12 protein-coding genes, 1 tRNA gene and 2 pseudogenes are annotated in these 14,722 nt (G+C 36.7%); 2 read left to right on the forward strand and 13 right to left on the reverse strand.

Annotated features, from left to right (window positions below):
* Nucleotides 1-68 precede the first annotated feature (68 nt).
* A pseudogene (locus tag ACFIM1_RS08365) lies at nt 69-436 on the forward strand (XRE family transcriptional regulator).
* A 99-nt stretch (nt 437-535) separates the two neighbouring features.
* Here the strand turns inward: ACFIM1_RS08365 and ACFIM1_RS08370 are convergent.
* The 9 genes and pseudogenes from ACFIM1_RS08370 to rpmH form a co-directional block, all read right to left on the reverse strand.
* Nucleotides 536-620 (reverse strand) — tRNA-Leu (locus ACFIM1_RS08370).
* 119 nt (nt 621-739) lie between these two features.
* On the reverse strand, nt 740-1,360 hold the full coding sequence (locus ACFIM1_RS08375) for a 2,3-bisphosphoglycerate-dependent phosphoglycerate mutase (protein WP_375608500.1): 621 nt from the start codon (nt 1,358-1,360) through the stop codon (nt 740-742).
* Between the two features lie 28 nt (nt 1,361-1,388).
* Nucleotides 1,389-2,201, reverse strand: coding sequence for a 4-hydroxy-tetrahydrodipicolinate reductase (gene dapB / locus ACFIM1_RS08380; protein ID WP_375608501.1), 813 nt, complete (start codon nt 2,199-2,201; stop codon nt 1,389-1,391).
* Between the two features lie 1,102 nt (nt 2,202-3,303).
* Nucleotides 3,304-3,484 (reverse strand): annotated as a pseudogene (locus tag ACFIM1_RS08385) (integrase); the annotation flags it as partial.
* A gap of 563 nt (nt 3,485-4,047) precedes the next feature.
* On the reverse strand, nt 4,048-4,740 hold the full coding sequence (locus ACFIM1_RS08390; RefSeq protein WP_375608502.1) for a glutathione S-transferase family protein: 693 nt from the start codon (nt 4,738-4,740) through the stop codon (nt 4,048-4,050).
* Nucleotides 4,741-4,884: 144 nt separating this feature from the next.
* The gene (gene yihA / locus ACFIM1_RS08395; protein WP_375608503.1) at nt 4,885-5,529 is read right to left on the reverse strand and encodes a ribosome biogenesis GTP-binding protein YihA/YsxC; all 645 of its coding nucleotides are present in this window, start codon (nt 5,527-5,529) and stop codon (nt 4,885-4,887) included.
* Nucleotides 5,529-7,364 (reverse strand): membrane protein insertase YidC, encoded by a 1,836-nt coding sequence (gene yidC, locus ACFIM1_RS08400; RefSeq protein WP_375608504.1) that lies wholly within the window; start codon nt 7,362-7,364, stop codon nt 5,529-5,531. Before yidC ends, yihA begins: the two co-directional genes overlap by 1 nt.
* A complete protein-coding gene (gene rnpA, locus ACFIM1_RS08405) occupies nt 7,354-7,743 on the reverse strand; it encodes a ribonuclease P protein component (RefSeq protein ID WP_375607297.1) in 390 nt (129 codons plus the stop codon). Before rnpA ends, yidC begins: the two co-directional genes overlap by 11 nt.
* Before the next feature lie 117 nt (nt 7,744-7,860).
* Nucleotides 7,861-7,995, reverse strand: a complete 135-nt coding sequence (gene rpmH / locus ACFIM1_RS08410) for a 50S ribosomal protein L34 (RefSeq protein ID WP_005864709.1) — start codon at nt 7,993-7,995, stop codon at nt 7,861-7,863.
* A 584-nt stretch (nt 7,996-8,579) separates the two neighbouring features.
* Here rpmH and ACFIM1_RS08415 point away from each other — a divergent pair.
* Complete coding sequence (locus tag ACFIM1_RS08415; protein WP_375607296.1) at nt 8,580-9,641, forward strand: Mrp/NBP35 family ATP-binding protein; 1,062 nt, start codon at nt 8,580-8,582, stop codon at nt 9,639-9,641.
* 481 nt (nt 9,642-10,122) lie between these two features.
* Here ACFIM1_RS08415 and ACFIM1_RS08420 read toward each other — a convergent pair whose 3' ends face one another.
* The 4 genes from ACFIM1_RS08420 to rsmI all read right to left on the reverse strand — a co-directional run bounded on the left by ACFIM1_RS08420 (nt 10,123) and on the right by rsmI (nt 12,585).
* Nucleotides 10,123-10,914, reverse strand: a complete 792-nt coding sequence (locus tag ACFIM1_RS08420) for a pyrroline-5-carboxylate reductase (RefSeq protein WP_375609707.1) — start codon at nt 10,912-10,914, stop codon at nt 10,123-10,125.
* A gap of 55 nt (nt 10,915-10,969) precedes the next feature.
* Nucleotides 10,970-11,215 carry a hypothetical protein gene (locus tag ACFIM1_RS08425; RefSeq protein WP_375607294.1) on the reverse strand — a complete coding sequence of 82 codons (246 nt, stop codon included), beginning with the start codon at nt 11,213-11,215 and terminating at the stop codon, nt 10,970-10,972.
* Between the two features lie 103 nt (nt 11,216-11,318).
* The gene (locus ACFIM1_RS08430; protein WP_375607304.1) at nt 11,319-11,687 is read right to left on the reverse strand and encodes a YraN family protein; all 369 of its coding nucleotides are present in this window, start codon (nt 11,685-11,687) and stop codon (nt 11,319-11,321) included.
* Between the two features lie 10 nt (nt 11,688-11,697).
* Complete coding sequence (gene rsmI, locus ACFIM1_RS08435) at nt 11,698-12,585, reverse strand: 16S rRNA (cytidine(1402)-2'-O)-methyltransferase (protein WP_375607293.1); 888 nt, start codon at nt 12,583-12,585, stop codon at nt 11,698-11,700.
* Nucleotides 12,586-14,722: the final 2,137 nt, after the last annotated feature.

The raw sequence follows: 14,722 nt of genomic DNA on the forward strand, positions 1-14,722 counted from the left end.
TTGAAGAAAATCATAAAAAGATTTGTTAGAATCAGAAGAAATATTTCTTCTCTAATAGGACTTTCTAGATGCTTACACCCTTTGGTAAAATTTTACGGAAACTTCGCATTGATCACTCAGAACGCCTCTTAGATATGGCTAAGAAATTAGATATATCTGTAGCATTTTTATCTTCTGTCGAGATTGGCAAAAATCTGTTCCTGTAGGACTGGAGGAAAAGATCATAGAGCTTTATGGTTTAGATAAAGAGAAGGCTTTACTCTTAAGGAAAGCAGCTTATGCTTGTCGCAAAAGTTTTACAATCAAGACTTCTGATCCGTTGAGGCGTGAAGCGGTTGGTGAGTTTGTTAGAAATTTAGAGAATTTTTCACAACAAAACTTAGCAGAATTAAAAGATCTTCTTGAGAAAGTTTGCAAAAAAAGAGGCGTCCTATAGAGATAGGTTGAAAAATCCTATCCCTAACTTTTATCCACGTATCCCGTACTTAAAAAAAGATATATAAAATCAATAAATTATTTTGGATAAAAAAGAGCATGGTGCCCAAAAGAGGACTCGAACCTCCACGCCTTGCGGCACAGGTACCTGAAACCTGCGCGTCTACCAATTCCGCCATCTGGGCTCATAAAATTCATCTAAGCTTGTGAAGCAGTTCTGTCAATAAAATTATAGAATTTATTTTTTCAGCTTAAAACGATAGCATTAAATTTTTTGTGTGAAGGAGATCATGATTTTAGAAGTTTAAGATGTGATGATTGTCTTTGATGAAATGGTTGAATCGGGATTAAATGTGTAAATAATAGGAATGCCGGTCGCTAATTCTTGAGATATAATTTCTTCGCCATTTAGATCTTCAAGTGCCATCATAAGAGCACGAAGAGAGTTTCCATGCGCTGCGATCAAAACTGTTTGAGAGCGCAAAATATGAGGCTGGATATGATAAAGATAATAAGGCCAAATGCGTGCACCGGTGTCGCGGAGGCTTTCTCCATTCGGGGGGGCAGTTGTATAGGAGCGGCGCCAGATCTGGACTTGTTTTTCTCCCCATTGTTGACGCACTGCATCTTTATTCAAACCTGCAAGATCACCATAATTGCGTTCATTTAATGCAGGGGTCTTTATCAATTGCAAGTCAGATTGACCCATTTGCTCTAAAATATGCCTAGCCGTTTTTTGTGCGCGCTGTAAGGCTGACGTATAAGCAATATCAAATTTTAAACCAGCTGCTTTAAGATTTTTTCCTGCTTCTATTGCTTCTGCGTGACCTTTTTCTGTCAAATCAGGATCTTTCCAACCGGTGAAAAGATTTTTGAGATTCCATTCACTCTGTCCATGACGGATAAGTACAAGTGTGCGTCCCATTATGATTTTCCTACGTTACATTGATCGTTTAAAATTCATTGTTCAATCCCAAAACATCGAGCATTGAATAAAGACCGTTTTCATGATTTTTTGCCCACAAAGCTGCTTTTAATGCGCCATTGGCAAAGATAGAGCGTTCTTGCGCTGTATGTGAAAGAATAATGCGCTCATTGGAACCGGCAAAAATGACACTGTGTTCACCAACAACTGTTCCACCACGTGAACAGGAAAAGCCAATGGTACCTTTTTTGCGTTTACCTGTATAGCCATTGCGTTCATTAACACGCACATTTTGAAGCATAACATTGCGACCCTCAGCGGCAGCTTGTCCAAGAAGAAGGGCTGTTCCAGAAGGGGCATCAACTTTGTTAGCGTGATGCATTTCATAAATTTCGATATCAAAATCATCGGTTTCTAACGTTTTAGCGGCTTTCTTTACAAGGTTGGCTAAAAGATTTATTCCAAGACTCATATTGCCGGATTTGACAATTGTTGTATATTTCGAAAAATTCGCAATTTTTTCTTCTTCTGTTTTGCTAAATCCTGTGGTGCCAATAATATGAACAAGACCTTTTTGAGCAGCATAGTGAGCATAAAGAATACTGGCTTGTGGTTGTGAAAAATCTAAAATACCTTCTGTGTTAGAAAAGGCCTTTTGGGGATCATCAGTGATGAGAATCCCAAGAGAATCTGAACCAATTAATGTACTCGCATCTTTTCCTACAAAAGGTGAATCTTTACGTACAAGAACAGCACAAAGCTCTACATCTTTCCTATGCTCGATTACTGTAATGAGTTCACGCCCCATTCTCCCATTCGCACCAACAACTGTAAGGCGCATTTTTGTCTCCTTATGATACTTTGACTGCGCGTAGTATAGGCAAATTCTTACATTCTTTCCAACGGTTCTTTTTGTTTATAGAAAAAAATTTTTCTACTTTAATTTATTTTTTGTGCTGTAAAAACACGACCGTGATATAAGATTTATAAATTTATAGAGAGATATTTTTTGTTACAACGCGTGGTGGATATTTCTAGGTAAGGCTTGCTTATAAAGCTCTAATGGAGATTACGTATTACTTTACGCTTTTGTATCTCGCGTTCTTTAATGGGGGCACGTCCCTCATGCAAACAAGATACCCTAAAATAAATATTCTTATGTTGTCAATTTATGCGCTTGCTTAAAAAAAATGTGTCTCAATGCTTCTAAACTCATTTTATGATAGTGCTTGTGAAGAGTATAATGAGAGAGCTTCCATGAATAATATAAAGTCTATTCTGCACTACGGTCTTTATGCTTCATAAAAGAGAAAATAGGCACTATCATGTACTTTGCTAGCCTTCAATGTAGCAACAGCTCTTGGCATTTGAAACAATTCATCGGCATTTTTATTTTATTTTTTCCATACGCCAATCCCATTTGCAACGCATAAGAAAAAGATTTTGATTGATGCAAATGTGAGGCGGGTAATGGGAAAAAAGTATTTGAGGTTCATGATTCAAGTTAAAAAAGCGATTATTTATATTGTAGATTAATCTGTTATCTTATAAATAAAATCACATAAAAGGGGGCAAAAACAAGAGATCAATAAGAAGTCGAATTGTTTATACACGGGAGTTAATCGGATTCTTTGCCTTTTAAGGAAGTCAGTTAAAAAAATTGTTATGTTGTAAAGACGCATGGCGGTTTTTTTATCCTATTATGCCCTACAGCCCTGTTGTTTAGAGCGGTGATATAAGGTATGAAAAGCTTTACATATTAAGTGTTTTTTAGATATCGTGATCAGTGTTCAGGGGTAGGACTTGCCTGTAGAGCCTATGAAGTGAACCGCATGAGTGGTCAGGAGGTGGAATTTGCCCGTGAGAAGCTGGATTGTTGATAGTCCGGTGGCTGGTAGGAATATCCGTTCTTTTAGGTGTGGGGAGGAGATCAATATAGAGCAAGAAACATCTCTCAACACTCTCAAGCCCATTTTACGGTGATCGCCCGTGAATAGTATAACGGTAAATCCATTGAGCATTCCCATCTTTACGCTTATGAAATAACAAGCCGGCATCATCACACATTTTGCCAGCTTCCAATGTTGCAACAGATTTTGCATTAAGACGGTTCATAAGAGGCATTTTTAGTCCTTTCTTAATAGTTTTTTATCTACACGCTAACCCCGCTTGTAACGTGCAAGCGAATAGTTTTGATTGATTCAACATGGAACAGGTTTGGGATGAGAGAATCCTATGATATTCGGGATTCTCATTCAACATACAAGACAGAGAATTATGATTATAAATCAACGCTTTATAGAGTAAATAATAGGCATGCTATGCAATGCACTTTTTCATATATTGAGCAGAATAGAGAATAGCATGCCTAAGTATTGTTATGTTACTGACCACACTTCCAATGGTGCTAAAGCTCTTGTTTTTAACTAGAGTATTTAAAAATCCTTTTTTAAATACTTTTTTTCCTTGTCTGATTTTTTATGTAACAGGACGAGAAAGTGATTTTTTTTGATGCATTATAAGGAGTTTTGAACTGAGAAAATATCATGGTGGCGTCTTATTCTCTTTTCAAGTAAGACTATAAATCAATGTATTATTGCATTGTTTGTACATATGCATAAAAATTTATAAACCTAGAAGTATCCTTTAGATAAAATATCGCTTTTACTTTTGTTGGTGAAAGGTGGTTAGAAATCAAGATCAGCATAGTGAGTACTTGCAACGATTCCGCGGACGCGATCTGTTAAAAGAGAACGAAAAGAAGGACGTGATTTAATTCGCATATACCAGTCTTTGGCAGCAGGAGATTGTTCCCAGTCAATTTCTCCTAGAAAGTCAAGTACAGAAATAGAGGCTGCGGCTGCTAGGTCTGCATAGGACAAGGTAGAACCCACTAAGCTATCGCGAGAGGCACAAAGCCAATTGAGATAGTTCATATGGGGTAAAATATTGGCACGCGCATTGCGTAAAATTTGTGAATTAGGAGCACCACCGCCAATGGCAAGTGGCATTTCACGTTTGTGGATTCGTTCTCGTACGATATGGCGCGTTGCTTCATTTTCGAATTTATTTAAGAACCAATCATTGAGACGGCGTACCTCCGCACGCTCTAAAGGATTTTCCGGAAAGAGCTTATTTTCTTGTCGTAAACTTCCATGTGTTTCGTCTAAATATTCGCAGATAACAAGAGGACCTGATAATGGAACTTCGTGTTCATCAAGAAAAACAGGAACATAACCAGCAGGATTGAGGGCTAGAAATTCGTGCCTCCTAGCCCATTCATATTCTTCAATCAGTTGCGTATTTAGACCATATTCCCCGAGAATGAGACGTATAAAGCGTGAGGCAGTGGATAGGGGAGAGTGAAAAAGTGTCAGCATAATTTACATTATCAAATAGAGTTGATGGGAATTCTTTCAAGTAATGGCTTTTTATTTATAAAGATGCTTGACGAGAAGTACAAGATCATTAGCAGCAGCTAGCAATTATGATTAATAAATTATTAATAATAGGAATACATTCTCTTATGCGATGGTTTGCAAAATGGCAGCACGTAATTCTTCCAAACCGAGAGCTTTTTCTGAAGAGGTTACAAGAAGCTCAGGGTAAGCTGCTGGGCGCTTGAGAAGCTTTGTTTGTGTGATCATAATTAATTTTTCTAAGGCTTTTGATTTGATTTTATCGCTTTTTGTCAAAACAATTTGATAAGAAACAGCGGCTTTATCAAGAAGAGCAAGAACCTCTTCATCATTATTTTTAATTCCGTGGCGTGAATCAATCAGGATATACACACGTTTTAGCGTTGTGCGTCCCCGTAAATAGCTAAAAATCAAATTTGTCCACGCATCAACCAGATTTTTAGGAGCAGCAGCGAAGCCATAGCCAGGCATATCTACTAATGCTAGAGGGGGAAGATCTCCTAGCTGCCCACTGAAGCCATCGGGTACAAAATAATTAAGCTCTTGAGTCCGTCCTGGTGTGTTTGAGGTACGTGCTAAGCTTTTTTGTTGGACGAGCGCGTTGATTAAAGATGATTTTCCAACATTAGAACGTCCTGCAAATGCAATTTCTGGTGGTCCTTCAGGGGGAAGAAAGTGTATTGCTGGTACACCACGAATAAAAATCCAATTGCGAGAAAAAATTCCAGAAAGGGAAGAATCTCTTGTCATTAATGCACTTCTTTTTTGGGTGATTTTCTCCACATGGATTTCAGATTATCAAAAAGTTCAATTTTGACACCTTGGCGTGTCATCATGATACTTTGCTGGATTATTGATAGTATATTGTTCCATGCCCAATAGATGACAAGACCAACAGGAAAAGAGGCGAGCATAAAAGTAAAGATGACAGGCATCCATGTGAAGATTATCGCTTGAGTTTGGTCTTGAGGAGCGGGATTCATACGCATTTGTAAAAACATCGTTATTCCCATAATCAAAGGCCATGCACCAATCATAAGAAATGTTGGCGTTGTGTATGGCAAGAGACCAAACAAGTTAAAAAGAGATGTTGGATCAGGTGCCGCTAAATCTTGAATCCAGCCAAAGAAAGGTGCATGGCGCATTTCAATGGTGATATAGAGAACTTTATAAAGAGCAAAGAATATTGGAAATTGAACCAACATCGGCCAACAACCGGCAAGAGGATTAATTTTTTCAGTTTTATACAGATCTATTATTGCCTGTTGCTGCTTGGTTCGGTCATCGGGATATTTTTCTTTTATTTCTAACAACCGCGGTTGTATAAGTTTCATACGCGCCATAGATTTATAAGATTTATTGGCTAGAGGGAAAAGAAGTGTTTTTAAGAGCACTGTGACAAGAAGGATGGCGATACCAAAATTTCCTGTTTGCTTATAAAGAATATCAATGAGGGCAAACATTGGTTTGGTGATGAAATCAAACCAGCCCCAATCAATTAAAAGAGCAAACTTTTTAATTTTTAGGTCATTTTGATAATTATTAATAATTTCAACTTGTTTTGCACCAGCAAAAAGACGATTTGTAACAGTTTTTGTTTCATTTGGGGCAATCGTTAAAAGCGACCCTAGCAAGTCAGACTGATAATGCGTTTGCAAACGATCAAAATAAATAAAACGGCTTGTATATTCTTTATTTTGCGGGGGAATAACTGCTACAGCCCAATATTTATCGGTAATACCAATCCAACCTCCTGTTACTTTGGAAAAAGTCATGCTTTTTTGCCCATTATCAGGATTTGGGTCAAGCTCTGCTAAGGTTTTATATTTTTCAGTTTTGAGCGAATCTCCTGCAATACCTATCATACCTTCATGAAGTAAATAGGTTGCATTTGTATGTTCTGGTGGTGCTGCACGTGCAACGCGGGCATAGGACGAGAGATGTATTGGTTGATCACTTTCATTGCTGATAGAATCCTCAATGGTAAACATGAAATGATTATCAACAGAAAGGGTCCGCCGGAAGATTTGTCCCTGCCCATTATTATAAATTAAAGTGATGGGTGTTGAAGGGGTCAGGGTTGTGTTGTTTCCCTCTATTTTCCATTGTGTATCAGATTGTGGCAAAGCCTTTGCTGGCAAAGATGCGCTGGTAAAACCAAACTCAGCAAGATAGGTTGTTTTGAAGCCTTTAGGATTTAGCAAATCGATTTCCGGTGATTTTTTGTCGACTGTTAAACGATATTTTTTGAGGTGAAGATCATCAAATTGTGCACCAACAAGATTAATAGAGCCTTCCAATTCATTGGTTTTGATCGTAATACGTTCTGTTTTGTCCAATACAGCTTTCCGGATTTCAGGTGTCATGGGCTGTTCGATGATAGATGTAGCTTGATACGTTGAGATATCATCAGAAAAATCTGTCGTGGTAGTAGAAAGGGCTGATTGTTGTTTTGACAATTGCTGTGCGATGATTTGTTGTTTTTGTAACTTTGCTTGTTTGGGAGCAACATGAAGAAATTGCCATGCGATGAGCACTACGAAAGATAAGCCAATAGCGATAAAGAAATTGCGGTTATATTCCATCCGTACACCCTTGTTGTTGCTGATGTTTTATTTTTGGTTTTATTCGCCGATTTAATTCATTAATCAAGGATGTAAAAGGTGCATGTAACACATCACGGTACGCTACAATGACATAGTCTGTTCCTGCTTCCATGTGGTTTGTTACACCAACTCTCACGGCCTCACGCAAGCGCCTTTTAATACGATTACGTTTCACAGCATTACCGTTTTTACGAGTAACAGTGAAGCCTACACGTGCAAAAAGAGAATCTTTTCTTTCTGTTGTTTGTTCACGAGATTTAACTTCGAGCAAAAATAAAGGACCACGTCGTTTTTCTCCTGTACGGACAGCCAAAAAGTCTGCTCTTTTGCGAATACGGCAGGGATGTTTTTTCTTCATAAAAGAATATTTCGCAATTTCATTAAATGCCTGCAAGCAGACATTGTAGGTTCATAATAAAAGTTTCACAACGAAGAAACGATGAGCAATCCTCAACGGTTGTGAAAATTTAAATGGTTAAGCAGAAAGCCGTTTACGTCCACGAGCACGTCTTGCAGCAATAACTTTACGTCCTCCAGCTGTGGCCATGCGTGCACGAAACCCATGGCGGCGTTTACGGACAAGTTTAGAGGGTTGGTAAGTACGTTTCATTTATTTAAATACCGCGGAGTGCGGCCCTTCTTAATCTTCGTTTTATGAGTAGTTATGCGCGAGATAAACAATTTTATCCTATCATACGGCTGTTAACCCATAAGGAAAAATATAAAAAAAGTCAATCTTAGATTGTTTTTCTCTCTCTTGAAAGAATACAAAACACCTTATAACTATTTGTAACGCTTTTTTACAATACTGTAGGAGTGTTAGAAAATAACGATTGAATCTACAGAACATAAATGGCTAGGGCCTTAAAGAATTAAAGAAGGTGTGACTGATTACTGTATGCTCAATTTAAAATATCCTTTAAGATTAAGAGTTTTTTTCAGTTTTTGTTTTTACAAAATTTTTATCAGAATATTCATTAAAGTGGTTGTAGCACAAATGTGATTGATAGGATTTTATAGCAGATTTTATGTTTGAGCTTCTTTATTTTAAGGATGGTTTCATATTTTTAAAGAGATAAGAGATGTATACTTTATAATGCTGAGTAAAGTAGAAAATTATCAGGTGATGAACCTTGTAAGTATTTTTCGTTCTTATGCTTATATTTGCTGGTATTTTTATAGAGAGGAAAGAACATGGATCTTATCACAAGTGAGGCTGTCCGCAACGTATTACGTACAGTCAAAGGACCAGATCTTGAAAGCGATATTGTGTCGTTGGGTCTTCTTTCAGAAATATTGATTGCTGATGGTAAGGTTTTCTTTTCCATTACAGTTCCTGATGGAGGTGTGCAAAAATGGGAATCATTGCGTCGTTCTGCTGAAAAGGTGGTATGTGCTTTGGAGGGAGTGAAATCTGCTGTTGTTACACTTACAGCAGAAAAAATAACAAAGACAGCACCTAGTCGGAGAGCAAATCTCTTACCGATCAAAATGCCCATAGAAGGTGTGAGGCATGTGATTGCTGTTGCTTCTGGAAAAGGAGGGGTCGGGAAATCTACGATGGCAATAAATATTGCCTTAGCTTTACAAGATTCTGGTTTCAAGACGGGGGTGATGGATGCTGATATTTATGGTCCTTCGTTGCCACGTTTGACAGGACTTGTTAATCAAAAACCACAGCTTATTGGAGAAAAAAAGATTCAACCTCTTGAAAAATTTGGACTTAAATTGATGTCGATGGGATTTTTGGTGGAGGAAGAAAAGCCGGTGGTATGGCGTGGTCCTATGGTTATGGCAGCTGTAACGCAATTGTTACGAGATGTTGTATGGGGGCCTTTGGACGTTTTAGTCGTTGATATGCCGCCAGGTACAGGGGATGCACAATTAACGCTTGCGCAACAGGTACAATTAACGGGTGCGTTGGTTGTTTCTACACCTCAGGATCTTGCTTTAGTTGATGCGCGTAAAGCGATAGAAATGTTCATGAAAGTCAATGTTCCTATTTTAGGACTCATTGAGAATATGAGTTGTTTTATCGCTCCTGATACAGGAAAACGCTACGATATTTTTGGCTATGGTGGTGCACGGGTAGAAGCAGAACGTCGAGAGGTCCCTTTCTTAGCAGAAATACCGCTTGATCCAGCTTTACGATTGTCTTCAGATGAGGGCGTCCCTATTTTTGTTGCTAAGTCTAGTGAAGAGCTTGCTAAACTGTATCGTACAATTGTTGATCAAATAAAAAATCAACTCTTTTGAATATATGTTTATTTAAAAGAATTTGCAAAATGCAATCACGAAAGACAGAAAAATGTTGCTTTTTTGTAAGGAAAAGAGGGAACCTTAATGCTTGAGTGGAGTACGAGAGGTGAAACAAACAAAAAATGAGCCATGCACTTGGGTAATCTGAAGGGGGACTCAATCGGAGCGGCTGGAGCAGTGAGGTGGAAAAATATTGGCATTGGTGCGAAAAGAAGAAGATAGAAAATAAAAATAATTTAGGGAAATGGTAAAAGGTTGTAAAAAATATTTAACAATCACTTTTTTGCGATAAAAGCATCTTGAAGATTAATCGGAAAATTTATCCCTATCTACTTAAATTAAAGGGATGGGTGTTTAAAAAGCCCATTTATCTTGCTCTTGAAATATGTATAGCAGGTAATGTTATCAAACCATATTCAAGAAAAACTCAATGAAAATATCAATAACTTTCTCTTATTGAGAGGATAAAAAATGCTGGTCAAGCCTTTTTAGAAGCATTTATTTTTTGAAAAGTAGCTTCAATAGCTGTTGTTAAAGCACGTCTTCCCCCTTGATGAGAAAAACAATTTGACAAAAATTCATTTGTTCCCCCCTTTGTTGAAAACTCTTTTTCAAGGAGTGCAAAATCGAGAGATGTAGCACAATCCGTTACTATAATTTTACGCATTTCATCTGTAAGATTACCAAACATCATGGTAAGAAATTCTGCTGATTGCTGTTGTTTTAACCCCTGTGTTATAAACCATTGATGGGCTGTTTCTATAAAATTAAAATATATGCCCATAAGTGAACCAGCAGTCATAAAAAGATTAAACTGCTCTTCCTTATCCAGCACCAATGTACCCCCCAATGCATCAAATAGAGCGCGTAAAAAGGGATGATCGGGATAAATTGGTGTCAAATTTTTACACTCTGCAACAAAAGGTAGAGGAACAGCACGATAAACTTTATGGTTGATCCATTCTTCTACTTCTGCTGCTTTTGCCATAGCAAGTACGGAAATAACCAGCTGTTCTGGACGAAAGCGAAGAGAACGCAAAACGTTTTCTGCAATTTGGTTAGGCAAGCAAAGAAAAACGTAATCACTCACATCGAGCAACATTTGGTTATTTTCAGCAATCATAACCTTATCATATGTGTGTGAAAGATGCTCTGCTGTTTGTGCATTGCGAGGTGAAACAATAATGGAAGAAACGTCAAAGGTGCTTGTCATGAGGCCATTGACCATTGAAGCACTGATTGTGCCCGTTCCCAAAAAGCCAAGTTTCATTTCTTTTCCTCATTTTTATATTTTAAAAGGAATCTCAATTAACAGTTTATGTGTTTTAACTAACATAGATGCTAATTGAGGAAGCAACACATAAAATAGCAAGAATAATCAAGCCCAAATAGACTTTTGGTTTGTCAAATAGAACAGCAAAAGCAGAAAACCAACCAACAATAGCTGCGGCTAATGCAAATAAAAAACCTGGTTTATTCATAAGAACAATATGCATTGCCATTAAACCACCAATAATTAGCGCTCCAAAAACAATGAGCAAACCTGTTGCAAACTTTTCATAATCATCCATATTTCGCTCCTTATAGTGCTCAAATTGTTACACACTTTTTAACGCATATGCATATAAAAACGAAACGTTTTTTATTGGGTATGGTTAAAATTGGCGCCTCCTCTTATTTATTAGATGTAAAAAATGCGGGGATATGCTGTGGCCAACGCCAAGGTAAAACTGCAATCAAATCAAAACGTACAGACAAAAAGGCATAATCCTTTTGCCGTGCTAGCCAAATATCGGCTGCTGCCTCAATTCGCTTTTCATTTATTCGAGAAACTGCTTCCATTGCTTCGGCTAATGTTGAACGCGCTTTGACTTCAACGATTAAAACCAAATTTCCACGTCGTGCAATTAAATCAATTTCACCACATTTTGTTTTAAAACGCATTTCGGCAATGTGAAACCCTTTGCAACGCAACCACCATGCTGCCAATTTTTCTGCACGAACTCCTCGATAAAAAGACTTTTGTCTCTGTTTTTTTTGTATAGTCTTAATTTTATGCATTTTTTAAAAAATTTAACCGCTGAAAAAGTTCCTGCTTTTTAAAACCGGTCTTTTTTGCAACCAAAGCTGCTGCCTGAGCAGCAGAATGTGTCCGCGAGAGTTCTAATAACATTTCATCAACTTCTTGATCACTCATTACGTTTAAAGAAGATGATGATTCTCCAACAAGTACAACAATTTCTCCACGAATATGTGATTGTTTTTTGTAAGATTCCAACAAATTCCCCAAATTGGAAGCATCCACTGTTTCAAATTTTTTTGTTAATTCACGACAAATTGCGGCAGGTCGATCAGCCGAAAAAAGCGTGACCATATCCTGTAAAGTTTCAACAAGACGATGCGGTGATTCATAAAAAATCAAAGTCGCTGGAATCTCTTTTAATTGTTCCAATCGTTTTTGACGCTGTCGCTTGCGTGCACTCAAAAAACCTGCAAAGAAAAAGCTATCCGTAGGAAGCCCTGTCGGTATAAGAGCGGCTAAAAGAGCTGATGCTCCAGGGATCGGAATAATTTTATGACCAGCTTTACGTGCCTTTTCTACCAATCGAAATCCGGGATCAGAAATAAGTGGCGTTCCCGCATCGGAAACAAGCGCTACCGTTTTGTTTTCTGCCAAAGCGGCTAAGAGCTTCGGACCCGCTTTTTGCGCATTGTGTTCATGATAGAGAAAAGTTTTTTTCTGAATACCATAACGTTGCAACAAAACACGTGTTACTCGCGTATCTTCACACGCTAAAATATCAATTCCTGCAAGCACTTGCAAAGCACGAAGCGTAATATCTGCAAGATTTCCGATAGGCGTTGCTACAAGATAAAGCCCTGGTTCTATAACGGGGGCAGAATAAGCATGCGCACCTATAAAATATGCTCTTTCACACATGCTCTTTTCTTTTCATCAAATTCCCCTCACACAAGATTTTTATTCATACTCATAAGCTTTATAAGCCATTTTTGTTCATTTTTTACCAGTACATTTTTTATCATTACAAAGGCTTACTTTGCTCGAATAGTTGATACTCCCACAATACAATAGTTTTACCTTCATATTCACTAACATTATCATCTGTTTTTCAGCATGATCTTTTTCAAAAAAACAGATTCCAGATGTAGCCAATATCTTATCAGCTCTATAATTTTCTATAAAGTTTTTCCTTCGAGAACCCAAAACAATTTTACCTGTGCCTATATTTCACGCTTGGTTGTGCTCTTTTACAAGCTAAACTTTCTCGACTATTTCCATAACGCCCATCTTTCAAATACTCCATTGATATTCAAACTGTTCTTCTGAGTAAACGTAAGCAGATCCTTTTAAAACACAAACAACTCGCTATATCGTTATTGATCAAATATAAGCCTTTCTTAGAAAAATATTTCATTTTGTCCTATTCTCTTCCCCCTTAACAGATATAAAGAATATCTTAAAAACTTTTAAGATTTATTTTTATCTTAATTATTTGATTTATAATGGATAATTTATTATTTTTTGCCTATAGAGTAGGCGCCTTAAATATCGTAAAATTATCTCATTTTAACGCCTTTTATCATCAATGAATCAAAATCATTTATGTGCATCACAAGGAGGATTTGTGTGTCGTTAAAGACGAGTAAAAAAGGAGTAAAATGCCTTTTTGAGCTCTCTTAAAGCAAAGGCTATCGCAACATTGGAGTTAGCAAAGAAAGTGATGCTGCCAGTTTATACTTTTTATTGCGTTATGGAACTATTCATTGACGAAAATACGTGATATTTTTCTCAAGATTTGTCACGAAAGAATTGTTCGATATGTCTTGAGAGCTATCTTTTAAAAATAAATCCATAAATAAACAACACAAGTCTGTTTTAATTTTAGGCGTTTTATTTTTTTGAAGGATATACCCCCATAAAAAATGCAAGTCATAAAAGCAGGGACAATATGTGATCTCTCTAAACAACGACTGTTATCAAACGCAAGGCTTTAAAAACTGTTATAAACATCAGTTTCAAACGTTTCTTACCAAGATCTCATTTTATGTTTCAAACATTTAAACGTTCATTTAGAAAGGCTTTCATAAGCGTCTTTTTATTTTGCATTCAAATGTAATTTCTTTACAAATTAATCGCTCTATATTGGCTAGCAAAATTAACCGGTTCATATTTAGGCTCGTTATCTTAGAATAGAGTATGCTTTAACATTGTCGCTTTTGTCTAAAAATTTAGAAAAATCCCATGCCTTAGATGTTACAATGGTTTTGAATTTTGCTTGCTTATCTTTGTCTCAATAGGTGTCCCCAAATTTGGGGGAAGCATATTTAGTTTCGTATTTTAAAACTATACTTTTAAAAATTTTTTTGCTCGCTTGCTTGCGTTATATCATTAAAAGGCTTTTGATTTCATAAGATATAAAATACCTCTTTATCATTTTCTAAATTTTTAGAGAGCATTTTAAAAGCAATCTTGTCTTTAAATCCTTTTATGCAATCTTTAAAATGTTGGTGTTATGATGATGCTGTTATGGCAGCTCTCTATTTTACGTTTGCAAATTTGGGCGAATGTTAATTTGTTCTTTATGCTATTAACAATCTAATCTTTACAACAAGATGTGATCTTTAAACGTATATTATCGATAATTCTAAACAACTAAATTTTTAACAATGTGATTAGTGCTGTGATAAAAACGTATCATAAAATTTATGAACTGTTATGAATGATATCTGCTTTTCATTTCATTTGAATGCACCCAATGCATTATAATATTTACATCATGATTTGTTTTTTTATAGTCTATTCATACATGGCAATTGTTTATAAAAAATGGTCAATTTAAGCAATTGTTTATAAAAAATGGTCAATTTAAACATGCATAAAAGGATGGATTCTTAAGTGGATTCATATAAAATAATTACATGCAAACTATTGAGTTTTTTTGTATAATACTTTTCCTGTAGGATGATAGATTATCCAGAGCATTTAAATACGAAGCAAGATTATCTGAACATGCTTGAATTTGATAAGGCTGAAACGGTAAGAAGGCTAGAGGGTC

Origin of the sequence: Bartonella sp. AC158YNML, from assembly GCF_042196725.1 — a bacterium.
Taxonomy (GTDB): Bacteria; Pseudomonadota; Alphaproteobacteria; order Rhizobiales; family Rhizobiaceae; genus Bartonella.